Raw genomic sequence first — 23,687 nt, forward strand, 5'->3', positions numbered from 1 at the left:
CTTTAATAGGTCATGCAGGCCGCGCTTAATAAGCCCGCCGCCAGCGCAAAACCGGCCAGCACGATGGCTGGTCCCAGTTCGTCGTCGGCGATGCGTTTGCACAGGTCCGCAAAGGCTAGTCTCAGGCCAACGAACACCAACACCTGTAAAAATAAGGCGATGCCGGCCCAGATCAACATGTCGATGAACGACACGCTGTTGGCGACGGCCCCGGACAGCGCCAACACAAAGCCCAGCAGTGCGGCGCTAAACGCCACTGCCGGCGCGGTTTTGCCCTCGCGGATCAGCTTGAATTCGGCGTAGGGCGTAATCCACAGATAACAGAAAGCAAACAAGCCGGTCAGTGCCGCAGCGGCGACGAAGTGCAGAAAAAAGCCGTTGGCGCCGGCCAGGATGTGAGTGAGGTCTAGCGATTCCATAGTCAATTCTCGACGAAATAATGCGGGATGAAGCGGCTATTGTTGCCGGTGATTTCGGTTTTGTCTTCGCGGATGCCGATGCCGGCGGGTTGATCGGCGATGATCCAGGAGCCGATCACCGGAAAATTGCCGGCAAAATTTGGCAGCGGCGTGTACCTTTGAAAAATGTAAGCTGCGCCGCCGTAACTGCCGTCAGTTTCAATGACGCCGGCGCCCCGGCGAATCTGGATGTTGGCGCCTTCGCGGGAATATAGCGGCTTGCGCACATAGTCGCCCAGCAACGGTTGGTCGGCGAAACTGGCCGGCAGCAGATTGGGATGGTCGGGAAACAATTCCCACAAAATCGGCAGGATGCCTTTATTGCTGAGGAGCAGTTTCCAGGGTGGTTCCAACATCGCGGGCTGGGCTTGCGGCAGGTAAGGGCCAAACTCCTCGTGCAACAGCCACTCCCAGGGATAAAGCTTGAACAGTGCGCGGATGGGGTCATTGCGCAGATCAACAAAGCGTTGCCCGCTGGAGTCCCAGCCGATTTGATCAATAGCCAGGCGTTGGGTTTGCAGGCCGGCTTGCACGGCGGTATCGCGCAGATATTCCAGGTTACCGCTGTCCTCGTCGTTGCTGTCCACGCCGGCAAAATGCAGGCTGGGCTGGTGTTGCCGGTAATGCTGCCAAAAGCCGAGCAGTTTTTCGTGTATCGAATTAAATTGATCGGCGTCCGGATAGCAATCTCGCAACCAAAACCATTGCACCACCGCAGCTTCCAGCAGGGCGGTGGGCGTATCGGCGTTGTATTCCAGTAATTTGGGCTGGCCGCTGCCGTCCCAGACCAGATCGAAACGGCCGTAAACGCTGGGTTCGCGGCGTTCCCACGAGTCGACGATATAGGGCACGGCCCAATCCGGAATCAGCAGTTGCTTGAACAGATTGCGGTCGATGATGACTTGGACGGCTTTTAGACACAGCGCGTGTAGTTCGGCAGTGGCGTCGTCGAGAATATCGATCTGGTGGGTCGTGAAGCGATAGCAGGCCGATTCGTCCCAGTAGGCTTCGTTATCCAGGGTGTGATAATTCATCCCCACGGCCTCCACTCGCTGCTGCCAGTCGGTGCGGGGAGTTAGCGCTATACGTTGCATGCTTAGCCGCCGAAGGAGCTGTGGGAGCCGCCGAAGAAACCGAAGCCGCCGCGTCTTGTCGAGCTATGGCTGTCTGAGCCGCTATTGCCGCGATAACTGGAACCGGAACCGCCGCCGTGGCTGCCGCTGCTTTGGCATTCGACCGGGTTGCCTTTGTCGTCGACGCAATCTTGTTGACGTATCCGAAAATCGTTCGGGTTGCCGGCATAGCTGGCAAGCGATAAACCGCCCAATAAAGCCAAGGACACCTGCATGGAACGCCGGGGAACCGCAGTTTGGACCGACTGGGCTTCCGGGGCGGCTTGCAACAAGCTTTCCCAGGTGGATAGTCGGGGATAAAAGTCGTAGTGATAAATCGCGCCTATAGACAACAGCAGATAAAAATCCAGTCTGTTACCGCACAGCAGAAACAGCGGTAGGCCCAACCAGGCCACGCCGTTGGCGATCAGCGCGGAACGGAAAGCCTGCTTCTGGGCTTGTGCAACGCGTAAGGAATAGTTGGGCACATTGGCGGGCGGCTTGGTCAGCACTCGCAATAGCGGATACGCCGCCAACGCAATGGCAACAAACAATAAGCGCACCGACCACGTTGGCAACTGCGGCGCGTAACCGGCAAATACCGGATATTGCCAGTACAGCATCGTTGCATAAATCACATACATCAACAGATATACGCCGGTCAGCACGGCCATGAAACGGAAAGACGACACCGCTTTGTCGAACTCCACGCAGACGGCGCTGTTGCTGCTCAACGGACGGCTGGAAAAATTGCCTAGCCGATAGATGTTGCGGCGATAGGAATCCAGCCATAATCTCAACTCTGACGACAAAAAATTGCCCGCCACCCGAATAGACTCGCGCCTGTTTTTGTTGGAGCCATGAAAAAAGCGCCAGGATTTCACGCTATCCTGATCCAGACTATCGGCTACCAGCAAGGCATGGGTTGGAATGGTGGTTTCGCCTAGCCAACTGCGTTTGACGATTTTGTTTGGATAAAAGCTAATCGATATAGTCGATACGGTGTCAAGAATCACCCAAGCCCAATAAGCGCCTAACAAAATAAAACTAACTTCGAGGATGAAAAAATTGCTCAGAAATCCGGCCCAGGCCATTAGCAAGGCTAGCGCTAATCCCAATAGAGCTAATAGTTTTTTCCAAGAGCTGTAAGTAATGACCAGTTTTTTATTAAGCGACGACGATGGCATAGGCTCGGCTACATAGGGCGATGACGTTAGAATCGGTTGCTGGGTAAACGTCGGCGAAGCATAGCCGCTACTCGATGTTTTTGCTGAAAATAGCGGGTGCGGAGCTGTTGTCGGCAGTCGGGAGTCGAAGTTGGCTGGATCGCTGTTGAGAGGCGTATTTTAGATTCGCCTTTGTGCCCAATAAGCTGTTTCAGTTATGCCAAAATGCCCGTCATGCCCGTTGGGAAAAGGGCATCCAGTGCCATGGATGGCAAGCTTCAGGCTATCCATGCAGTCTGGATTTCGGCATTCCCTGTCGAAATGACGATTTTGAGAATGCGTGAGAGATTCAGCAAAAGCATCCTGCTAAACCGTTCGTCTTTGCCCGTTTTGGTGCGCAGTCAATCCGTTATGGTGCGTGATCACGGTCTTGGTTCGTTAGGTCTGCGGCGCAGGGCTTGCCGGCGCTGCATTCGGATAGCTGGCACAATCCGTGCTGCAATTTACGCGGTGCAATGGCGCACCCTCGGTTCCCTTCAACAACGGCGTTGAAACGTTGCTGGTTTTTTACCCGCAGCATGGTTTATTCGTCCGTTGTGCCTGCCTTTAATTCCTTCAGGACCTTCGCTTACGAGTAACACGCCCGTTTCCAGGGGAGCTTTAGCTTGCGCACACAGGCTTAATCAAGCGAATGGCGGTGCTTGTAAAACACCAATATTTATTTTGTTCCTACATTTAAAAGGTGAGTTATGTCCTATCTGATCCCGTCGGAATTCGTCACAAAGATGGTCGATGCCGGTGAATCCAAAATCTTCATGTCAACCCGCGATACCTTAATCCGCGCCTATATGGCCGGGGCGATTTTGGCATTGGCGGCAGTATTTGCGGTATCGATTACCGTGCAAACCAACTCGCCGATTTTTGGCGCTATTTTGTTTCCGGTCGGTTTTTGCATGCTGTATTTACTGGGGTTTGATTTGCTGACCGGCGTGTTCGTATTAACGCCGTTGGCCTGGCTGGACAAGCGCGCCGGGGTGACCTTGTCAGGCATCCTCAGAAATTGGGGCTTGGTGTTTTTAGGCAATTTTCTCGGCGCCTTGACGGTGGCGTTTATGATGTCGGTGGTGTTTACCTATGGCTTTTCAGTCGAAGCTGACGCGGTCGGCAAAAAACTGGCCGGCATCGGCGAAGCCCGGACCTTGGGTTACGCCAAATACGGCATCGCCGGCTGGTTTACGATATTTATTCGCGGCATGCTGTGTAACTGGATGGTATCCACCGGCGTGGTTGGGGCGATGATTTCCACCTCGGTCAGCGGTAAGGTAATCGCGATGTGGATGCCGATCATGCTGTTCTTTGGCATGACATTCGAGCACTCAGTGGTGAACATGTTTTTGTTTCCCTCCGGCTTGATCATGGGCGGCAACTTCTCGATTATGGATTATTTTGTCTGGAACGAGATTCCAACCGTGTTGGGGAATTTGGTCGGCGGCTTGGCTTTTACCGGCTTGACGCTGTATTCCACGCATGTCAAAACCGCACCGAAACGCTCTTTCAACTAATCCTTATTCGATCCGGCCTCGCCGCTGTTATAAGCCAGAGGCCTTTTTCTCGCTGTTCAATGGGCAAAGGAGTTAAAGATGACACGCAACGAAGTGACCGAATTGGTCGTTACGCAAAAACTGGCTAAGCAGCTGAGCTGGACGCAACTAGCCGAGGCGATTGGCTTAAGTAAGGAATGGACCACCGCCGCGCTGCTGGGGCAGATGACCTTGAACGCCGAACAAGCGGCCAGCATCGGCGCGCTGCTGGATTTGCCGCCAGAGGCTATCGCCCAATTGCAAGTGGTGCCCTACAAAGGTTCGCTGCCTAGCGCTGTACCGACCGATCCGTTGATTTACCGTTTTTACGAGCTGGTAAATGTCTACGGCACGACTTTTAAGGCCTTGATACATGAAGAATTCGGCGACGGCATCATGAGCGCCATCGACTTTAGTATGGATTTGCAGCGCGAAGCCGATCCGAAAGGTGATAGGGTCAAAATTGTGATGAGCGGGAAGTTTCTGCCCTATAAGAGTTACTGAAGCGGATTTACCGTAGACCATGTCCGGTCAATTAAGTGTTGCCGTCGGTCAATACTCCGATAGGGGCCGCAAGGCGCTGAATCAGGATTTTCATGGCGTTTATATTGCCAAGGAGCCGCAATTAAGCGCCAAAGGTATCGCGATAGCCTTGGCCGACGGCATCAGCAGCAGCGAGGTCAGCCACATTGCCAGCCAGGCGGCGGTGACCGGCTTTCTGGCGGATTATTTTTGCACTTCGGAAGCCTGGTCGGTAAAGAAATCGGTGCAACGGGTGTTGACCGCCACCAATTCCTGGTTGTACGCGCAAACTCGGCAAAGCCGCGATTGTTATGACATGGATCGCGGCTATGTGTGCACCTTGAGCGCGCTGGTGCTTAAATCCACCACCGCGCATCTATTCCATGTCGGCGACACGCGGATTTACCGGGTGCTCGGCGACGAGCTGGAACAACTGACCCACGACCATCGCTTATGGATTTCTCAGGAAAACAGCTATCTTAGCCGCGCCATGGGCATGGATTCGCGTCTGGAAATCGACTATCAGGCGCTGACCGTCAGCCAAGGCGATATGTTCGTGTTGGCAACCGATGGGGTTTACGAGTATGTCAGCTCGCGCTTTGTGACCGAAACCATCCGTCAGGCCGGTGAGGACTTGGAGGGTGCGGCCAAAGTCATCGTTGACGCTGCGTACGCAAATGGCAGCGGTGATAATCTGACGATACAAATTGTGCGCGTCGACCAACTGCCGCTCCCCAGCGCCAACGAACTGTATCAGTCCTTAACCGACTTGCCGTTCCCGCCAGCTTTGGAAGCCAGGATGGCGTTCGACGGTTACACGATTGTCCGGCAGTTACACGCCAGCAGCCGCAGCCATATTTATCTGGCGGTGGACAGCGAGACCCAGGCGCAGGTGGTGATTAAAACCCCGTCCATCGACTTGCGCGGCGATCCGGCATACCTGGAACGCTTTCTGATGGAAGACTGGATTGCCCGGCGCATCAACAACCCCCATGTGTTAAAGCCGTGCGCGCAGACCCGCAAACGCAATTTTCTGTATGTTGCCACGGAATTCATCGACGGCCAGACTCTGAAACAATGGATGATCGATCATCCGCAGCCGGATCTGGAAACCGTGCGCGGCATCGTCGAGCAAATCGCCAAGGGCTTGCGGGGCTTCCATCGTCTGGAAATGCTGCATCAAGATCTGCGGCCGGACAACATCATGATAGACGGCACCGGCACGGTGAAAATCATCGATTTCGGTTCTACTCGGGTGGCGGGGGTGATGGAAATGGGTATTCCCCTCGGTCACGATCAAATTCTCGGCACCGCGCAGTATACCGCGCCGGAGTATTTTCTGGGCGAGCCGGGCTCGGTGCGTTCCGAGCAGTTTTCCCTGGCGGTGATTGCTTATCAAATGCTGACCGGCAAACTGCCTTACGGCGCGGAAGTGGCCAAATGCAAATCAAGGGCCGCGCAAAACAAACTCAGCTACGACGCCACCTTGTACCGAAACCGGGATATTCCGGGCTGGATCGACGACACCATCCGCAAGGCTGCGCATCCCAATCCACAAAAACGCTACGAAGACTTGTCCGAGTTTATCTTCGATTTACGCCATCCCAATCCGGCGTTCTTAACCAAGACCGGGACGGCTTTGCTGGAACGCAACCCGGCGGCGTTCTGGAAAGGCGTGTCCTTCATATTGGCCGGCGTTATCGCAATTTTGTTGCTTAAGCGATAGTGCCCCGCCTTACCGGTAACGATAGCCCGGATTTTTTGGCCTCTGCTATCCTATGCACTGTCCCGGAAAACCCGCAAGATTTGATCTGAGTTAAATGAAGGGCTGAAATTTAACAAACACTGCGCGCAGCTTGCTATTCTCTAGCAAGATTAGCCCGCAGGGTTAATGCGTATCCTCCTATAACAACAATTCGAAACAGGAGTTAGCCATGATGTTCCGCCCGTTGCTTCTTACTTGTTGCGGCTGTCTGATAGGCGCCGCGGCTCAAGCGCAACCGGTCTCTCAGGAGGAAGAAGAAAGAGCCCTTTCGCAAATCTACGGCACCGAGGAAATGGTCAGTATCGCCAGCGGTTACAAACAACCGATTTCCAAGGCACCGTCCATCGCCACGGTGATTACCGCCGCCGATATCAAGCAGATCGGCGCCACCGACATCGACGAAGTGCTGGAAACCGTGCCGGGTTTGCATGTCGAACGCAACACCATCGGCTACAACCCTATCTATACCTTTCGCGGCATTTTTTCGCAGTTCAATCAGCAAGTGCTGATGATGGTCAACGGCATTCCGATCACCAATTCTTATACCGGCAGCCGCAGCGAGGTTTGGGGCGGTATGCCGATCCGCGACATCGCCCGCATCGAAGTCGTGCGCGGACCGGGATCGGCGGTCTACGGCGCCGACGCCTTCGCCGGCGTGATCAATGTCATCACCAAAACCAAACAGGATATCGAAGGTACCGAGCTTGGCGGCCGGGTCGGCAGTTTCGACACTTACGACGGCTGGGGCTTGCATGGCGGCGAGTGGGCCGGCTTCGACGTGGCGTTGGCTTTTGAATATCACAAGACCGCCGGTCAGGATTCCATCGTCGATGCCGACCTGCAAAGCCAGTTCGACCGCTTGCTGGGGACCAGCGCCTCGCTGGCGCCGGGGCCGCTGAATATGTCGCGGGATAATCTCGATGCTCGTATCGATCTGTCCAAAGGCCATTGGCGGTTTCGCGGTGGGTTGCAGCACCGTAGTGATTTTGGCAACGGTTCCGGCATCGCCCAAGCTTTGGATCCGGTTAACCGCTACGCTAGCGACCGCTGGAATGCGGATATCACTTATTTCAACAACGACATAGAAAACTGGGAGCTGACTTCGCAAGCCAGTTACTTCGAAACGTCCCAGGAAATCGAGCGCAATCTGACCTTATTTCCGGCTGGCACGACCTTGCCGATTGGCGCCAATGGCCAGATCGGCCCTGGGGCGCCGGTGACGTTTCCGAACGGTTACATCGGCAATCCGGAGGTGTGGGAGCGGCACGTGCGCATCAGCCAGGCCTTCGCCTACAACGGTTTTCAACAACACCATTTACGTAGTGGCATCGGTTTTAACTACGACAGCTTGTTCAAGGCGCGGGTCAGCCAGAATTTCGGCATCGATCCCGCCACCGGCACGCCGATACCGTCGTTGCCGGGCATCCCGTTGACCGACGTTTCCGGTACCGCCTCGACGTTTATCCCCGAGGTTGATCGGAAAGTGGCCTATCTGTTTTTGCAGGATCAGTGGAACTTCGCCAACGACTGGAGTTTGACGGCCGGCGCCCGCTACGACCGCTATTCTGATTTCGGCAATACCTTCAATCCGCGCGCGGCATTGATTTGGGAAGCCCGCTACGATTTGACCGCCAAATTGATGTACGGCTCGGCGTTTCGGGCGCCGTCGTTTCAGGAAATGTACATCATCAACAACCCGGCGCAACTCGGTAACGCCGCTTTGCGCCCGGAAACCATGGAAAATGTCGAACTGGGTTTCGACTACCGGCCGACGGATAGTCTGCGCCTGGGTTTGAATTTCTTTAATTTCTGGTGGAAGGACATTATCCGTTTCGTACCGGATGCCAATACCACCACCTCGACGGCGCAAAATGCCGGGACTCAGCAAGGCTACGGCACCGAACTGGAAGCGGAATGGCAGGCCGCCGACACCTTGAAAATTGTCGGCAACTACGCCTATCAACGTAGCCGGGACCAAGCGCAGGATCGCGATAGCGGCTACGCCCCCCATCATCAAGTCTACCTGCGGCTGAATTGGGAGTTTCTGCCCGACTGGCACCTCAGTCCGCAAGCGAAATGGATTGTGGGCCGCGACCGTAGCGTCGGAGATACGCGTAAGCCGGTCGCGGATTATACTTGGGTGGATGTGACGCTACGCCGGCAAAACGTGGCTAAGCATGTGGAAGTGGCCTTTTCGGTACGCAATCTGTTCGATGTCAGCGCGCGGGAACCCAGCCTGGCGGGCAATCCGGCGGCCATCCCCAACGATCTGCCGCTGGCGCCGCGCAGTTTTTACGGCGAAGTTAGTATTAAGTTTTAACCGGGACGCCTAGTCGTATCTCGCTTATACAAATCATTCAGGAGTCATTTTGTTCCCTCGATTATTTTTTCAACTAGGGTTGGTTTTGTGCTTGCTGTGGCCGATTGGCGGCGGCGTTTGGGCGCAAACACCCGCCGTCGCCATCGTTTACCCCGATGTGCGCGAACCCTACCGTTCGGTTTTCATGGAGATTGCGCGGGGCATGGAACAGGAACTGGGCAAGCCGGTCGGTCATTACCTGTTGAGCGGGCGCGATAACTCGGCCGAAAAATTGATTAACGACCTGAAAAACGACAGGATCGACGTGGTGGTGACGCTGGGCCGGGCCGGGTTGGCGGTCGCCAAATCGGTGTCCGCCGAGTTTCCGGTAGTGATCGGGGCGACGATGATCCGCCCGGACGAGGTGCAAGGCTTGGCCGGCATCAGCCTGACGCCGGCCCCGGAAGCCATGTTCGACCATTTGAAAAAACTGGTGCCGGAGGTGAAAAAAGTGACCGTGATCTACGATCCACGGCAAACAGCCTGGGAGATCGAGCATGCCGAGCGCGCCGCTCGCGAACGCAGTTTGACGCTGGTGGCGCAACCGACCGCCAATTTACACGACTCTTCCGACCTGTTTCGGCAGATTTTGGTGGAAATTAAAGATAATTCCATCGCCTTGTGGCTGCCGCGCGAAAACGCCGCGATGGACGAGCAATCCTTGTTGCCGGAAGTGCTGCGCGAAGCCTGGGAGAAAAACTTTGTGGTGTTCTCCAGCAACCTCGACCACGTCCGGAAAGGCGCGTTATTTTCGCTGTACCCGGATAATTTCGGCATGGGCCGCAGCTTGGCCGGTCTGGCGGTACAACAACTACAAGCAGGCGGCAAATTCGAATCGGTCAAACTGTTGCAGGATTTGCTGGTGGCCGTCAATTTACGCACGGCTGAACATTTGGGTTTGCGCTTTTCCAGCCAGACTCGGCGAGAGTTCGCCATGGTTTTCCCCGCGCCATAAGTCGAAATGAAGCGTTGGTTATGGCCTCGGTTTAAGAAGGCGAGCTTTTTACAGCAGTTAACCATCACCTTTTGTTTTGGTCTGGTCGTTCTCGCTGTTCTCTCGGCATTTGGCATTTCCACGCTGTCTTATCATATCGTTCGTGATAAATGGATAGCTCAAGGTCTGCAAACAACCGAAGCCTTCGCTGTCCAGAGTACGCTGGCTTTACTGTATGCGAGTCGGGAAAACGCCGAGGAACCCGCTCGGCGTTTCCTGGCGTTTCCCGATGTGCATGGCGTAGCTATTTTTAACAGCGACCACATTCCATTGTACGCACGCGGCGAACCGACCATTCCCGCCGCCGAAGGCGAGGCGCGCTGGCCAAGGTCTTTGGAATTGGTTCAAGAGAACGATTTGGCTTGGTATTTTGCCGCACCGGTATTCGCTCGCAACGCCGGCGAGCAAGAGGCTTCGCCGTTCGAAGCGGATATACCGGCGCCTGAGTTGGTTGGTTATGTGCGTTTAGTGATGGGTAAACAATCGCTCAACGTCATGAAAGACAAAATTCGCCTTTCTACTTTGATAGTTTCCAGTGGCTCCGCTATCTTGTTCTTGCTGTTTTTATTGGCCATGTCGCGGCGGTTGACGCTGCCGATAAAGCAGTTGGCATTGAGGATGGGTCAAGCCTCGGCCGGCGAGAAAAATGTCCGGGCCAAGTTGAGCGGGCCGCGCGATATTACCGAAATGGGCGAAGCGTTTAACACTATGATGGCGGTGCTGGAAACCCGGGAAAAGCAGCTGGAGCGCGCCCGCGACACTGCGCTGGAATCGGCGCGCCTGAAGGGCGAATTTGCCGCCAACGTCAGCCACGAATTGCGCACGCCGTTGAATGCGGTGCTGGGCATGCTGGAACTGTTGCAGGACATGGGCTTGACGCCGAAACAGTTGGAATATTCGATGGTGGCCCGCAACGCCGGCGAATCCTTGTTGAAGTTGATCGAAGATATTCTGGATTTCTCGCGCATCGAATCCGGGATGATGAAGCGGCAACCGGTCGATTTTGTGTTGTACGAAACGTTGGACGAAGTGGTGGAGTTGATGTCCGGCCAAGCGCACCGGAAAAATCTGCAACTCGCTTATGCGATAGCCGACGATATTCCGCTGGTGTTGAACGGCGAAGCCTCCAGGGTGCGGCAGGTATTGATCAATCTGGTCGGCAACGCGCTGAAGTTTACCGAACAAGGCAGCATTACTATCGAAGTGAGCGCCGAGTTGGCGGAATGCGATGCTATTCAGCTGCGGTTTTGCGTGACAGATACCGGGACGGGCATACCCGAGGCGGCGCAAACCAGTATTTTCGAAGCCTTTGTCCAGGCCGACGGCTCCAGGACCCGGCATTACGAAGGTGCCGGCTTGGGCTTGGCGATTTGCCGGCAATTGGTGCAGCTGATGGGCGGGCAAATCGGCGTCCATAGTCGAGAAGGGCAAGGTAGCTCGTTCTGGTTTACCGTGCCTTTCGGCCCGCCGCGCGGTACTCAGAGTTTGTCGGAGGCCAGACAAGCCTATTTCGCCAATCTGCGGATATTGGTCGTCACCGAAAACGACAAAATGCGGCAATTTTTGGCGCAAAGTCTGGATCGCTGGCAAATCCATTACCGGCATAGCGGCTACGGCATCAAAGCCGTGGATATGTTGCGTTCCGCCTGCGATCAGGACCAGGCTTATCAATTCGTCATCATCGATCTGAAAGAGAGCGGCGATACCGCTTGGGTAGATATGATCGTTCGCGACCCGGCGCTGGCCGCAGTCAAAGTCGTCTTGTTATCCGACCCCGCCAATCCCGGCAGTCTATCGCGCTTGCCGAACGTCGCCGCGCAGTTGGCGAAGCCGGTACAAGTGTCCAAACTCTACGATTTCATATTGACCGCCGGCCAAGATTATCAAGAGCCCGCATCCGGCTCGGCGACCGAGGCGGAGCAAACCGCCGCTCTCGGGCGGCGGGTATTGATCGTCGAAGACAACCGAGCCAGCCAAATGGTGACCGCGGGCATGCTGGAGCGGCTGGGTTGCCGTTACGAAATCGCCGGCTCCGGCATAGAGGCCTTGACTTGGCTGGCGCATCAGGCTTTCGATTTGATCCTGATGGATTGCCATATGCCAAATATGGACGGTTTCGAAGCCACCCGGCGTATCCGTTTATTGCCGGAGCCGCTGGGCCGGGTGCCCATTGTGGCGATGACCGCCAATGCCCAGCAGGGCGACAGCGATTTATGTTTGGCGGCCGGGATGGACGATTATCTGGCCAAGCCTATCAAGCTGAAACCCTTGCGGGACAAACTATTGAGTTGGTTCGAAGGGCGGCCGCATGTTGCCGACGTGCCGCTAGCTCCAGAGCAGGTGATCGAGACGCTGGACAATGCGGTTTTGCGACAATTACGCGATGAAATCGGCCAGGGTTTTGTGAAGATGGTCGGTTATTATTTGGAAGATACGCCGGCGCAAATCGAGCAAATCGGCTCGGCGCTGGCCGCGGACAATCGCATGCAATTGCGCGAATTGGCTCATGGCCTGAAAGGCGCCAGCCGCAATCTGGGCGCGGAAAAGCTGGCGGCTATTGCCCGGCAACTGGAAGAACAAGCGGCTCAAGGCCAAATCGAAAACGGAGACGCCTTGCTGCAGCAGTTGCGCGACGAATACCGGTTCATCGCACAACTGCTGAACTTGGAAATATGCGCGGAGATCGCTGCCGACTCGGTTCCGCAAGCTAGTCCCAGGATACTGGTGGCTGACGACGATAGAGCCATGCGTTTTGCCTTGCAAGACGTTCTGGAGAAAGACGGCTATCGGGTCGATTTGGCGGGTACCGGTTGGCAGGCGGTGACGCTGTGCGAGCGGCAGATGGCCGATTTGATTTTGATGGATGCGATGATGCCGGAAATGGACGGTTTCGAGGCTTGCCGCAAAATCAGGGCCTTGCCGCATGGCGCCGACGTGCCGATATTGATGATCACGGCCTTGGAAAACGAACAATCGGTGGAATTGGCATTCTCGATTGGTGCCAACGACTACATTCCCAAACCGATTCATTTCGCGGTGTTGCGCAAGCGTATCGCACATTTGCTGGAAGCCAGCCAGACGCAACGCACCCTGAACCGGTTGGCGTTCTACGATTCCTTGACCAATCTGGCCAATCGTACGCAATTCATGCAAAGACTGAACTCGCTGATCGAGAGCGGCACGGCGCAAAACCCGCTGCATGCGGTGTTATTCCTGGACTTGGATCGGTTCAAACTCACTAACGACACCTTGGGGCACGATGTCGGCGACCAGTTGTTGAAAGCTGCGGCGGAACGGATTCAAGGCTGTGTGCGGCGAGAAGATATGGTCTCCCGGTTTGGCGGCGACGAATTTACCTTATTGTTGGAAAACATCGCCAGCCCGCAAGTCGCTGCTACCGTGGCTGATAAAATCCGTCTTGCAATCGCCCAGCCGTTCGGGCTGATGGGGCAGGAGTTTTATATCAGCTCCAGTATCGGTATTTCCTTATATCCTGCCGACGGCGCCGACAGCGGTTTGCTGATCAAACACGCCGATACTGCTATGTACCGTGCCAAGGAGCAGGGTAATTGTTACTGCTTTTACGAAGACAGCATGGAATCTGCCGTGTCGACCAAGCTGCGCTTGGAAAGCGATTTGCGCCGCGCGCTGCAACGCGACGAGTTCTTTCTTCACTATCAGCCGCAAATCGACCTGGATTCCGGGCGGATCGTCGGCGCCGAGGCGTTGATACGCTGGCAGCATCCCGAGTTGGGCTTGATCCCGCCGGATCAATTCATTCCGGTCGCCGAGGAAATCGGCCTGATCGAGGCGATAGGCGCCTGGGTGCTGCGCGAGGCTTGCCGACAGAATCAGGTCTGGCGGCAAAGCGGCTATCCGCCGTTCACGATGGCGGTCAATGTTTCGGCGCGCCAGTTGGACCAGGAAGACTTTGTGGAGCAAGTGATAGACATCGTCGACGAAACCGGCTTACCCGCCGAATATCTGGAGTTGGAACTGACGGAAAGTTTGTTCATCCGCAATCCGGAACGCAAGCGCGATATCCTGGCCCAGCTCAGGGAGGCCGGTTTGCAAATTTCGATCGACGATTTCGGCACCGGCTATTCCAGCCTCAATCAACTCAAGCAGTTCGCGTTTGACAAGCTGAAAATCGATCGCTCCTTCGTCGCCAACATCCCGCACGAAGCCGATGCCGCCGCGATTGTACTGGTGATTATCTCCATCGCCAAGATCCTGAAATTCAAGGTCATAGCGGAAGGAGTGGAGACGGAATTACAGGCGCAATATTTGTTGCAAAACGACTGCGACGAAGCGCAGGGTTATTTGTTCGGTAAGCCGATGGCCGCCGAACAGTTTTCGGCTTTATTGACGCAGTCTATCAACGGTTAGCAGGGAGCTTAAATCCCGATGAGGAGGGCGTTAATCGGAGAGCCGAGTGAGGGGATCACTTGCATGGTTCATGGGCTGGGTGGTCTGCTTAGCCAATCGTCGACGCAAATATAGCTTTGGATAACAGCCGAAAGTGAGTATCTGCATATTCCATAGTTATAGGCATAGCTAAACAATTCTTGGTCGTGCGCGATCAGGCCGATCAGTTCCGGTAAACCGGCAACGTGGTGATTCGGCTTTCAATGTCTTGCATCATTTGCTGGTATACCTTGCCTTCGGTGCCGCCGAAGCGGCGGATAAACTCGGCTTCGCTTAGCGATTCCGGTAAGTCGGCGGTGGCCGGCATCATTTGATTTTCATCGGCGCTGGCTAATATTGATTGGATTTTCCGCGCCAGTGCCGGGCTGGCGACGGCTTGTTCGCCCATGCGCGTGCCGGCCCGATCGGCGGCGATGTCGTTAAACGAAAAGCCGCTGCCGCCGCGCGAATCTTCTATTTCCTTAAACAAACCTACCGCATCGGCTAAAGGCGTGCCGGAATAGGCGGCCAGCATCGCAGAAACCAGATAATGCTTGGTCAGATCGTCGCGGCCGTTCAGCGTTACCTGGCGCCAAATCGGGCGTGGCCATAACCGTGATTCCGGGACGATTTTGATTAGACGCTGTTGGTTGACGTATAGCGTCAGTGTCAAGATTAATGCCCGGTTTTCCGCAATCGGCTCGCCGCTGGCGCTTCTTTGTAATGCCAGTTTAAATAGCGGTTTGCTGAGATCAGTGAGACTGACGCTTTTGTTATCTGTCTGGCTTAGTTCTGCTAAACGCTGCTGATAAGCTTCCAGTCGTTGCAGGTCATTAGGCGTTAGCAATGCACCGCGCAATTTGCCGGGTAAGTCCGCTTGCCAACGATACGTGACCGTCAGGCGCTGCGGTTGAAACAGCACATGTTTGACAATGTTGGCGAAGGCTTGCCGATCCGCCGCCGGTTGTAAGGTATTGAGCGCCAAACTCAGCAAGGGTTTAGCCAGCACGCCGGGCAGTCGTAGTTTACCCACAGCCAGTTGGTTTACGTCCGGTAGGGTGGAGGATTGCTTGAGCTCCAGCGTCAAATTCAGGTATTGACCCACGGGATTACGCGGCAAACGCAGGGTGGCGTCGATGTGAGCCCGGCCTTTGTCGATCCGTAAGCCCGCCACGCCGTTGGCGTATTGATTGGCCAGATAATTGATCGCCAGATCCAGTTCCTGTTGATCCAGTGCAACTCTGGCGATTGCGCCGGACTTCAGCCGGCGCGGATCGTTTTGCCGAAAAATCAGTTTGCCTCTGGCAATTTGTTCCGGAGTCAGGTCGGCTCGGGTTTGTAATTTTGGAGTATCGTCAATTGCCAGCCATAGCGTCAGTCCAAACAATACAGGTAATAGCAATACTGTAAGCAGCAAGCTTTTTGCAATCCATTTCATGGGGCGTTCTGTGCAATCCTTACTCTTGGCAATGGCTGCGCTAAGGGTTTAACACCTTAGCACTGGCGTTTAGCTAATGCGGTTTATTTCGCTGTTCTTCATATGCGGACGGACTGATGCCGGCGCTTGCCAGATATTCGCGCAGATGTTTGATTTCTTGTTTATTGCATATGCCGCTGTGATGCGGATGATGCAACACGCCTTCGATGTTGTTCAAAGTCACGTGAAAGCGGGCGCCATGGCTGGGTTGCAGGTCGGCACCCAAATGATGCAACAGCGATTCTATTTCCCGCCAATGGATGTTGCCGCTAATCGGATCCTGGAATATCGCGCGTAGCAGATTTAAATGGTGGCTCATGGCTGCATCCTCCTGAATGAATTCGCTAGCTTAAGTCTGAACCGGTTTGAGGTCCAACTTGGCTGGCAGCGGCGGTGTTTAATGATATTTGTTTCAAAATATGAAACAAATCATCTTATAAATGCCTTATTGTAAATAAATTGCAAAGGTTTATAGTTAAACCGTCTCCAATGAATCGACTGAAACCCAGTCAAGGCGGAAAAATGAACAAGTCAAGCAATCTGTATAAAGACATCGCCACCGGATTGTTTTTTGCAACCGGTATTTTTAGCTTCCTGTCCGGTCAGTTCGTTCTTTCCACACTGTTTTTCGGCGCTGCTTCTCTGTTCAGTAATATCCAAGTGGCGAAACCGGTTCGGATCTAAATGTTTTCGTAGTACCTCCTCGTTGTAAATGCTACACATTCCACAGCCTCCATCCTGCTCAAGGTGGAGGCTTTTTTTGTCGTTAACGGGGCGTTATCCCTCAGTGGGAATCGGGTTTTTTTGAAGTATCCGAAACCACGGTATATTCGGCTTCCAGACTTTGCTCATCGGCCTGCGCATTTTTAAGTTTTCGCAGCAACCACCAGCCTCTGATGCCGATTATTGTCAGCGGAATCAGCAGTAAGGCAAAAAACGCCGAAAATACCACTGTGCCCAATATCGCGCCGGCTATCATTGCCGGAATGCTCAGCAGATTGGACAGCTTGCTTTGCGGCGGTGACTCAAGGCGGGGATGCGCAGCGGAGCTGTCGATGCGGATGGTTTTTTTGTAAACTTTTAACATGTCGGGCACCTATTTAATTGGTACGAGGCCGGCCTCGCTCCCGAAAAGGACTAACGGGTCGTCAGTTTTCCAGGGCAAGTATTTTCGCATAACCGCTGCAAACAGATTGGATGTTAAAAAATTGTCCAGCCATTGTTGCAAAGCCGGGTAAGGCGAGTTTGCAAACCAAGCGTTATCCACTGCGGCAAACTGGCGGATAAACGGCGCAATGGCGGCATCGGCCAAGCCAAAGTTGGCGCCGCATAAGAAGCGGGTCCGCTGCAAACGGGTTTCCAGAGCGGCTAAAAACACCTCACCTTGTTGACGGTAATCAGGTGCTGTTTGTTCCGGATAGCGATCTGCGTATTTGTAACGATCCAAAAAGTATTTGAAGTCGCCGTCGTTCCACTCAATTAATCGCTTCGCATCTTCCGGTGATTGGTCTAGCCAATCTTGCGGATCGTGTTGTGCCAAGGCCCACAGCATAATATCCAGGCTTTGTTCGATGACTTGGCCAATAGGTAACAGCAGCACCGGCACCGTGCCTTTCGGCGAAATAGCCAGCATCGCTTCCGGTTTATTGCTTAGCTCGATTTCTCTGAGCGCGACGCTTAGCCCCGATACGGCAATGGCCAAGCGTGCCCGCATTGCATACGGACAGCGGCGGAAACTGTACAAGATGGGGTAAATCTGTTCTGTGGTGGGGGGCGGCGTAAGCATATGGGGTTTTTATTGAATGTCAGTTCTATATCGTCCGGATTGCCGGTGACACATTACTGTAAATGATCGTCGATTAAAGTCTGGTAAAATAACTGATTTTTGCGTCAACCTATTTATTTCGTCACACGCCCCAAGCGGCGCCAACGCTCTTTTTACTCCTAATCTTCGGACACTCTCTTGATTTCTACCGCTAATATCACCATGCAATTCGGGGCCAAGCCCCTGTTTGAAAACGTTTCCGTCAAGTTCGGCAACGGCAATCGTTACGGCCTGATCGGCGCCAACGGCTGCGGCAAGTCGACCTTCATGAAAATCCTCAGCGGCGATCTGGAGCCGACATCGGGCAACGTCAGCGTTGATGCCAACGAGCGTTTGGGTATCTTGCGCCAGAACCAATTTGCGTATGAAGAGCAAAGAGTATTGGATGTAGTGATGATGGGCCATGCCGAGATGTGGGCGGCCATGTCGGAACGCGACGCCATCTATGCCAATATGGAAGCCAGTGAAGACGATTATATGCGCGCCGCCGATCTGGAAACGGTATTCGCCGAATTCGGCGGCTATACCGCTGAAGCCCGGGCCGGCGAATTATTACTTGGCCTGGACATCCCGCTGGAACAACACAACGGCCCGATGAGCGCGGTGGCGCCGGGCTGGAAATTGCGGGTATTGCTGGCGCAAGCCCTGTTCTCCAATCCCGACATCATGTTGCTCGACGAACCGACCAACAACCTGGACATCAACACCATCCGCTGGCTGGAAAACGTGCTGAACGAGCGCAACTCGACGATGGTGATCATTTCGCATGACCGGCATTTCTTGAACAGTGTCTGCACCCATATGGCCGACCTGGATTACGGCGAATTGCGGGTCTATCCGGGCAATTACGACGATTACATGACCGCCGTGACCCAGGTGCGCGAACAATTACTGGCCGGCAACGCCAAGAAAAAAGCCCAAATCGCTGAGTTGCAAACTTTCGTGGCGCGCTTTTCTGCGAACGCTTCCAAGGCCAAGCAAGCCACGTCACGCGCTCGGCAGTTGGAGAAAATCAAGCTCGACGAGGTCAAACCGTCCAGCCGGGTCAATCCGTTTATTCGTTTCGATCAAGCTAAAAAGCTATATCGCTTAGCCGTGGAAGCCAAAGATTTGGCTAAAGGCTACGGTGCGGAGCCATTATTCAAGAATTTGAACATGATGATCGCGGTCGGTGAGCGGGTGGCGGTGATCGGTCCCAACGGTATCGGTAAATCCACCTTGTTAAAAACCCTGGTCGGCGATTTGACGCCGGACAGCGGCGAAGTGAAGTGGGCGGAAAACGCAGACGTCGGTTATTTTGCCCAGGATCACGCCGAGGATTTTGCCGAAGACATGCCGCTGATCGAATGGATGGGCCAATGGCGCAAGGAATCGGACGACGATCAAACCATACGCGGCACGCTGGGTCGCCTATTGTTTTCCAATGACGAGATCAACAAATCCGTGAAAGTGATTTCCGGGGGGGAGCAAGGCCGGATGTTGTTCGGCAAATTGATTCTGCAAAAAAACAATGTAATGGTGTTGGACGAGCCGACCAACCATTTGGATATGGAATCGATCGAGTCGTTGAACGCAGCGTTGGAAAACTACCCCGGTACGTTGATTTTCGTAAGCCACGACCGCGAGTTCGTCTCGTCGCTGGCGACCCGGATTATCGAACTGACGCCGAACGGTATCGTCGATTTCAGCGGTAACTATGAAGACTATTTGAACAGTCAGGATATTAGCTAAAGATAGGCAAGCTGTTGGGCCAGCTTGGACCGATTAAAGAAATTCGCAACTATCCAACTCAAAAGCGCAACAGCCCTCTTCGTCTGGAGAGGGGGCTGGCTTTTTAGCGATTTGCCGGGTTTGGTTACGGCAGTTTAATACTCCCGCGCGCCGCGCACGAACAGCGTAGCCCCGACATCGGTGTAAACCTCGAGGTGCTTACTGTCGGCTGACGCGAGTTGGTAATCGCCGGCGCGCAGCAACACATCGTCGATAAATAAGTCGCCGTCCAGCATCATGTATTCCTGTTCCTCCGGGTGTACGCGTTCCGGAAACCCGGCGTCCGCTTCCAGCCTATAGAAATACGACTGCCTAGTTTCATCTTGCCAGAGCGGTTTTTTCCAGACGCCCGGCATGATTTCCTGCCAAGCATTTTTATTGTCGGCATACACCGTCAAAGACCGGTCTTGGCCAAACGGCAGCAAACCGCCCAATACCTCCCGAAACACCTCGCGGGTGTCGCCCAATGAGGTACCGCGCAGATAAGCCAGTGCGCCATGCTTCGAACTAATGCCGCCATGACGGCTGCCGGCTGGCGAGGCATGGTAATCCAGTGGCCCGAGCCGCAAATCGCCCATTTGCAAATCACCGCGCAACACAATGCCTTCCTCCAGACAGTTATGCCGATGCGGCACCAGACTCGCGCCGGGCGCGAATTCTACCAGTACCGAGTTACCTTGCCGGCCGCCGTTCCAGAGTGGTTTGACGCGCACGCCGGTTTTAAGCGTTTGCCATACGCCGTCCTTCGCTCGTATAGTCAACAAACCGGTTTGTTTGGCAACGCTTTGTGCTGCGCGCGCCAGTAGACCCTGCTTTAATATGTCGTGTCGGCCGGTGCTTAGCTCGATAGGTGATAAGCTGTCCAGCAGCAGCTGATTGAGTTGGTCTTGTTCGGGGTCGTTGGCCTTATTCATATTCAGTTCTTCATCGGATTAATGCGGTTCGGCGACGTTTGCCGCCAAAATATCTTGCAAGCTTAAGAGCGCCCGGCGGATATGCGATTTAACGGTGCCCAAGGGCATACCGCTACATTCGGCAATTTCGTCGTGGCTCAAACCGCGAAAGAACGCCAACGACAATAATTGCCGCGGCGTGGCATCCAGCGTTGCCAGTGCGGCGTGTAATTCATGACCTTGCTCGACCGCCATCAACAGGTTGGGCGGCATATCGCTGTCTTCGGCCCGGATCAAAGCCAAAGTCTCCGGCTCCAGCTCGCATTCCTCGGGATTCAAAGCGCGCAGCGCATCCAGCGCCCGGCTGCGGGCAATGGTCATCACCCAGGCTTTGGCGTTGCCTCTGCTGGCATCAAATCTCGGCGCCTGCCGCCAAACCTGCCAAAAAGTATCCTGCGCCACTTCTTCGGCTAACTGGGTTTGCCGGGTAATCCGCAACGCCAGGCCGTAAACCTGCGCAATCAGTGCGTCGTACAAACAGCTCAGCGCGGCCTGATCGCGATCCACTACGGCAGCGATCCAACCCTGCAAAGAGGCATCGTCCGCGCGAAAACCGTCTAGGGTGTTCCAGTCTTTATTCAAGTCAGCGCTCTCGTGTTAATCCTTGTGGTTTTTTCAGGGTGTTGCCCACCCCTTTGCTAGCTATACGCAAAAACTAACAGGTTTGGATGCAACAAGTACCAGCAATTTTTGCTTATATCAGATTATTCAATACGTTATTAGCTACGTCCAACTGACTGACCCGTGCGGAATCCTGCCGAACCGTATTCGTTGCCAATATTTTTTACAAACGACTCATCCAATTGCCGGTTTGCCGCGTATCTGTGATGGCAGGCGCCTAAGTTTCAGCAATTCCGAGCATGAAAGGGTAGGGCACTTGCCGATGTTTCAACTCAATCGGAGGAATGCAACATGAAAAAAATACTAGTAATAGCAGCACTGGCGGGCGCTGCGGCGCTGCCCGGGCCGGCGCTGCCGGCAGCGTTCGATTTTAACGGCAGCTTTGCGCAAGACAACGATGTCGTGCGTTTTGACTTTAACCTCGGCTTGCCCGGCGCGGTGACCTTGTTCACCTCGTCTTGGCTGGGCGGCGGTTTCGATCCCATCTTAACGCTGTGGGATGGCGGCGGAAATCAAATCCTGGAGCAGGATGATGGCAGTTTGGGCGGTGCGTTGGTGTCGAATGGTGTGACTTACAACTATGGCGAATTCGACAGCTATATCAATATGAATCTGGCGGCGGGAAATTACATCGCCACCTTGACGCAATACGATAACTTTTCGGTCAGCACACTCTTGGCTGATGGCTTTTTGCGCGACACCGACCCGGTGTTCACGGCTGCCTTCGCTTGCTCCAACGGCCGTTTTTGCGAAGGCTCGCTATTTGATAGCAACAATAACCCCGTCGAACCGAATCGCACCGCGGCCTGGGACGTACATATTCTAAACGTCGATAGCGCCAGCGTGAATAGCGTACCGGAACCGCCAACCTGGATGCTGCTGAGCCTTTCCGGCCTGTTTTTGCTGATTGGTCATTGCTCGCGCGCCAGTACAGCTAAACCGGTATCCCGAGAAGTATCGGTCTGACATCCGTTTAATTATTCAGCCCGTATTAACCATGCAGTCACCCGAACTGCGCGTTTATCTTTTATAGGAAGCAAAGCTATGAAAACTCCAGTTAACCACACACGCTGGCCGCTGGCGCTATGCATCGCGCTGACAGCCATGCAACCAGCTCAGGCCGCCAACCACCGCGAAGCGCCCTTAACCGCACTCGATACCAAAGCCGACATCACCGATTGGTACGCCTTTGTCAGTTACAACGATCCCAGCAAAGTGACGATGATCCTGAATGTCGATCCTCTTCTGGAACCCAGCAACGGCCCGAATTATTTTCCGTTCGATCCGGAAATTTTGTATGAAATGAAAGTGGATAATAATTTCGACGCCGACGAAGACATTACCCTGCAGTTTCGATTTAAAACCGAAAACCGTTTGCCCGGCGTGTTTACCGGCTTTGTCGGCGCCGGTACTGGCATCGTCGCACCGGCCAATTCGCCTAGCCCAGTAGCTCCAGGCAGTTTGATCGTGCCGCCGGCCATTACCGCACTGGATGGCCCCGGCTCGGAGGGCTTGGGATTGCGGCAGAGTTATACCGTCACGCTCATTAAAGGTAAGGGCGCCAATCGGCAAGTCATCGATCTGACCAATCAGCAAAAGCTCTATGCGGTGCCCTCTAACGTCGGGCCGCGCACCATGCCCAACTATCAGAGTCTAGCCAGTCAAGGCATTTACGACTTAGGCGGCGGGGTTAGCGTGTTTGCCGGTACCGTTGACGATCCGTTTTATATCGATTTAGGCGCCACTTTCGATACGTTTAATTTTCGCGCTGCTGCGTCCGGCGCTGGTGTGCCGGGGGTATTTTCCGAGGATCAACATGTCGCGGAAACCAAAAACTTCGCGCCTGACGATGTGGCCGGCTTTAACGTCAATGCCATTGCCATCGAATTACCGATTGCGCTGCTCACCCAAGACGGCAAGCAACATAGCGCCGGCGAAGCTTTGGCGGTAATCGGTACCTACGCCACCACCTCGCGGCCACGCACCAAAGCCTATGCCGACAGACCCGGCGGCAAGCCTAAACTCGCCAACGCCTATGTGCAGATTCAGCGCATGGGTAACCCGTTGATCAATGAAGTATTGATCGGTACCGGCGATAAAGACAAGTTCAGCATGAGCGAGCCCAAGGACGACGCCAATTTTGCCGGCTATGTGCTGGATCCATTGTTAGCTAGAGTCATCAATGCCGCTTACGGCGGTGCGGTACCCATTCCGACACCGCCGCGCGTGAATCCGGCTAACCCCAGTTTAGATCTAGGCCCCTTGGTGTTTTATGCAGCGCCGATTTGTCCCGGCTGTTCTCCCGCCCAGCGCGGGCCGGTGGCGGATTTGCTGCGCTTAAACACCGGCATCGGCCCGACGCCTTTAAGCGCGCGGAAACGCATGGCTTTTCTGGCTGGCGATACTGCCGGTTTTCCTAATGGGCGGCGGGTGTCTGACGACGTCACCGATATAGCCGCGCAAGCGGTGGTTGGGGTTTTGAATCCGGCCTTTAACAGCTTCCCGAATAACCGGGTTGCCGACGGCGTCAACGCTAACGATAGAACCTATCAGGAAGTGTTTCCGTATGTGGCTTTTGCCAATAGCGGTCGGCAAAGTCGCCATGTCGATCCAGGCGAATCAGGTTGCTTCGATGCTGTTTCCTTGGCTGTGGGTAGTTGTCCGAATAATTAGAAGAG

At 54.5% G+C, this 23,687-nt stretch carries 19 protein-coding genes; 10 read left to right on the forward strand and 9 right to left on the reverse strand.

The window, feature by feature from the left end:
* Positions 1-2 precede the first annotated feature (2 nt).
* The 3 genes from NP589_RS03720 to NP589_RS03730 are packed head-to-tail and all read right to left on the reverse strand — an operon-like array spanning position 3 to position 2,757.
* Positions 3-419 carry a DUF350 domain-containing protein gene (locus tag NP589_RS03720; protein ID WP_256605766.1) on the reverse strand — a complete coding sequence of 139 codons (417 nt, stop codon included), beginning with the start codon at positions 417-419 and terminating at the stop codon, positions 3-5.
* Between the two features lie 2 nt (positions 420-421).
* Complete coding sequence (locus tag NP589_RS03725; protein WP_256605767.1) at positions 422-1,552, reverse strand: glutathionylspermidine synthase family protein; 1,131 nt, start codon at positions 1,550-1,552, stop codon at positions 422-424.
* A gap of 2 nt (positions 1,553-1,554) precedes the next feature.
* Positions 1,555-2,757, reverse strand: coding sequence for a hypothetical protein (locus NP589_RS03730; protein ID WP_256605768.1), 1,203 nt, complete (start codon positions 2,755-2,757; stop codon positions 1,555-1,557).
* Positions 2,758-3,485: 728 nt separating this feature from the next.
* On the opposite strand from NP589_RS03730, the gene NP589_RS03735 reads away from it, so the two are divergent.
* The 6 genes from NP589_RS03735 to NP589_RS03760 all read left to right on the forward strand — a co-directional run bounded on the left by NP589_RS03735 (position 3,486) and on the right by NP589_RS03760 (position 14,345).
* Positions 3,486-4,298, forward strand: a complete 813-nt coding sequence (locus NP589_RS03735; RefSeq protein ID WP_256605769.1) for a formate/nitrite transporter family protein — start codon at positions 3,486-3,488, stop codon at positions 4,296-4,298.
* Positions 4,299-4,376: 78 nt separating this feature from the next.
* The gene (gene cynS, locus NP589_RS03740) at positions 4,377-4,820 is read left to right on the forward strand and encodes a cyanase (RefSeq protein WP_256605770.1); all 444 of its coding nucleotides are present in this window, start codon (positions 4,377-4,379) and stop codon (positions 4,818-4,820) included.
* A gap of 19 nt (positions 4,821-4,839) precedes the next feature.
* On the forward strand, positions 4,840-6,564 hold the full coding sequence (locus NP589_RS03745) for a bifunctional protein-serine/threonine kinase/phosphatase (protein ID WP_256605771.1): 1,725 nt from the start codon (positions 4,840-4,842) through the stop codon (positions 6,562-6,564).
* A gap of 208 nt (positions 6,565-6,772) precedes the next feature.
* Positions 6,773-8,923, forward strand: coding sequence for a TonB-dependent receptor plug domain-containing protein (locus tag NP589_RS03750; protein ID WP_256605772.1), 2,151 nt, complete (start codon positions 6,773-6,775; stop codon positions 8,921-8,923).
* Between the two features lie 49 nt (positions 8,924-8,972).
* Complete coding sequence (locus NP589_RS03755) at positions 8,973-9,917, forward strand: ABC transporter substrate-binding protein (RefSeq protein ID WP_256605773.1); 945 nt, start codon at positions 8,973-8,975, stop codon at positions 9,915-9,917.
* 6 nt (positions 9,918-9,923) lie between these two features.
* Positions 9,924-14,345, forward strand: a complete 4,422-nt coding sequence (locus NP589_RS03760; RefSeq protein WP_256605774.1) for an EAL domain-containing protein — start codon at positions 9,924-9,926, stop codon at positions 14,343-14,345.
* A gap of 202 nt (positions 14,346-14,547) precedes the next feature.
* On the opposite strand, the gene NP589_RS03765 is transcribed toward NP589_RS03760, so the two are convergent.
* Positions 14,548-15,801, reverse strand: a complete 1,254-nt coding sequence (locus NP589_RS03765; protein ID WP_256605775.1) for a YfiM family lipoprotein — start codon at positions 15,799-15,801, stop codon at positions 14,548-14,550.
* A 73-nt stretch (positions 15,802-15,874) separates the two neighbouring features.
* Positions 15,875-16,159, reverse strand: coding sequence for a type II toxin-antitoxin system HicA family toxin (locus NP589_RS03770; RefSeq protein ID WP_256605776.1), 285 nt, complete (start codon positions 16,157-16,159; stop codon positions 15,875-15,877).
* Between the two features lie 203 nt (positions 16,160-16,362).
* On the opposite strand from NP589_RS03770, the gene NP589_RS03775 reads away from it, so the two are divergent.
* Positions 16,363-16,524: a hypothetical protein gene (locus NP589_RS03775; protein WP_197492387.1), complete on the forward strand. Its 162-nt coding sequence runs from the start codon at positions 16,363-16,365 to the stop codon at positions 16,522-16,524.
* A gap of 100 nt (positions 16,525-16,624) precedes the next feature.
* On the opposite strand, the gene NP589_RS03780 is transcribed toward NP589_RS03775, so the two are convergent.
* Both NP589_RS03780 and NP589_RS03785 read right to left on the reverse strand, forming a co-directional pair.
* A complete protein-coding gene (locus NP589_RS03780) occupies positions 16,625-16,927 on the reverse strand; it encodes a DUF805 domain-containing protein (protein WP_256605777.1) in 303 nt (100 codons plus the stop codon).
* Positions 16,928-16,936: 9 nt separating this feature from the next.
* Positions 16,937-17,626 (reverse strand): glutathione S-transferase, encoded by a 690-nt coding sequence (locus NP589_RS03785; protein ID WP_256605778.1) that lies wholly within the window; start codon positions 17,624-17,626, stop codon positions 16,937-16,939.
* A 177-nt stretch (positions 17,627-17,803) separates the two neighbouring features.
* On the opposite strand from NP589_RS03785, the gene NP589_RS03790 reads away from it, so the two are divergent.
* A complete protein-coding gene (locus NP589_RS03790) occupies positions 17,804-19,396 on the forward strand; it encodes an ABC-F family ATPase (RefSeq protein WP_064035314.1) in 1,593 nt (530 codons plus the stop codon).
* Positions 19,397-19,530: 134 nt separating this feature from the next.
* Here the strand turns inward: NP589_RS03790 and NP589_RS03795 are convergent, their stop codons facing one another.
* Both NP589_RS03795 and NP589_RS03800 read right to left on the reverse strand, forming a co-directional pair.
* The gene (locus NP589_RS03795; protein ID WP_256605779.1) at positions 19,531-20,349 is read right to left on the reverse strand and encodes a cupin domain-containing protein; all 819 of its coding nucleotides are present in this window, start codon (positions 20,347-20,349) and stop codon (positions 19,531-19,533) included.
* Positions 20,350-20,367: 18 nt separating this feature from the next.
* On the reverse strand, positions 20,368-20,970 hold the full coding sequence (locus NP589_RS03800; protein ID WP_256605780.1) for an RNA polymerase sigma factor: 603 nt from the start codon (positions 20,968-20,970) through the stop codon (positions 20,368-20,370).
* 330 nt (positions 20,971-21,300) lie between these two features.
* Here NP589_RS03800 and NP589_RS03805 point away from each other — a divergent pair, with 330 nt between their 5' ends.
* Positions 21,301-21,975 (forward strand): DVUA0089 family protein, encoded by a 675-nt coding sequence (locus NP589_RS03805; RefSeq protein WP_256605781.1) that lies wholly within the window; start codon positions 21,301-21,303, stop codon positions 21,973-21,975.
* 78 nt (positions 21,976-22,053) lie between these two features.
* Positions 22,054-23,682 carry a DUF4331 domain-containing protein gene (locus tag NP589_RS03810; protein ID WP_256605782.1) on the forward strand — a complete coding sequence of 543 codons (1,629 nt, stop codon included), beginning with the start codon at positions 22,054-22,056 and terminating at the stop codon, positions 23,680-23,682.
* Positions 23,683-23,687: the final 5 nt, after the last annotated feature.

The organism is Methylomonas rosea (genome assembly GCF_024505055.1).
GTDB lineage: Bacteria > Pseudomonadota > Gammaproteobacteria > Methylococcales > Methylomonadaceae > Methylomonas > Methylomonas rosea.

Coding starts and splice junctions, on each gene's coding strand:
- NP589_RS03720 (WP_256605766.1), bottom strand. CDS start 419: ATGGAATCGCTAGACCTCACTCACATCCTGGCCGGCGCCAACGGCTTT.
- NP589_RS03725 (WP_256605767.1), bottom strand. CDS start 1,552: ATGCAACGTATAGCGCTAACTCCCCGCACCGACTGGCAGCAGCGAGTG.
- NP589_RS03730 (WP_256605768.1), bottom strand. CDS start 2,757: ATGCCATCGTCGTCGCTTAATAAAAAACTGGTCATTACTTACAGCTCT.
- NP589_RS03735 (WP_256605769.1), top strand. CDS start 3,486: ATGTCCTATCTGATCCCGTCGGAATTCGTCACAAAGATGGTCGATGCC.
- cynS (WP_256605770.1), top strand. CDS start 4,377: ATGACACGCAACGAAGTGACCGAATTGGTCGTTACGCAAAAACTGGCT.
- NP589_RS03745 (WP_256605771.1), top strand. CDS start 4,840: ATGTCCGGTCAATTAAGTGTTGCCGTCGGTCAATACTCCGATAGGGGC.
- NP589_RS03750 (WP_256605772.1), top strand. CDS start 6,773: ATGATGTTCCGCCCGTTGCTTCTTACTTGTTGCGGCTGTCTGATAGGC.
- NP589_RS03760 (WP_256605774.1), top strand. CDS start 9,924: ATGAAGCGTTGGTTATGGCCTCGGTTTAAGAAGGCGAGCTTTTTACAG.
- NP589_RS03765 (WP_256605775.1), bottom strand. CDS start 15,801: ATGAAATGGATTGCAAAAAGCTTGCTGCTTACAGTATTGCTATTACCT.
- NP589_RS03770 (WP_256605776.1), bottom strand. CDS start 16,159: ATGAGCCACCATTTAAATCTGCTACGCGCGATATTCCAGGATCCGATT.
- NP589_RS03775 (WP_197492387.1), top strand. CDS start 16,363: ATGAACAAGTCAAGCAATCTGTATAAAGACATCGCCACCGGATTGTTT.
- NP589_RS03780 (WP_256605777.1), bottom strand. CDS start 16,927: ATGTTAAAAGTTTACAAAAAAACCATCCGCATCGACAGCTCCGCTGCG.
- NP589_RS03785 (WP_256605778.1), bottom strand. CDS start 17,626: ATGCTTACGCCGCCCCCCACCACAGAACAGATTTACCCCATCTTGTAC.
- NP589_RS03795 (WP_256605779.1), bottom strand. CDS start 20,349: ATGAATAAGGCCAACGACCCCGAACAAGACCAACTCAATCAGCTGCTG.
- NP589_RS03805 (WP_256605781.1), top strand. CDS start 21,301: ATGAAAAAAATACTAGTAATAGCAGCACTGGCGGGCGCTGCGGCGCTG.
- NP589_RS03810 (WP_256605782.1), top strand. CDS start 22,054: ATGAAAACTCCAGTTAACCACACACGCTGGCCGCTGGCGCTATGCATC.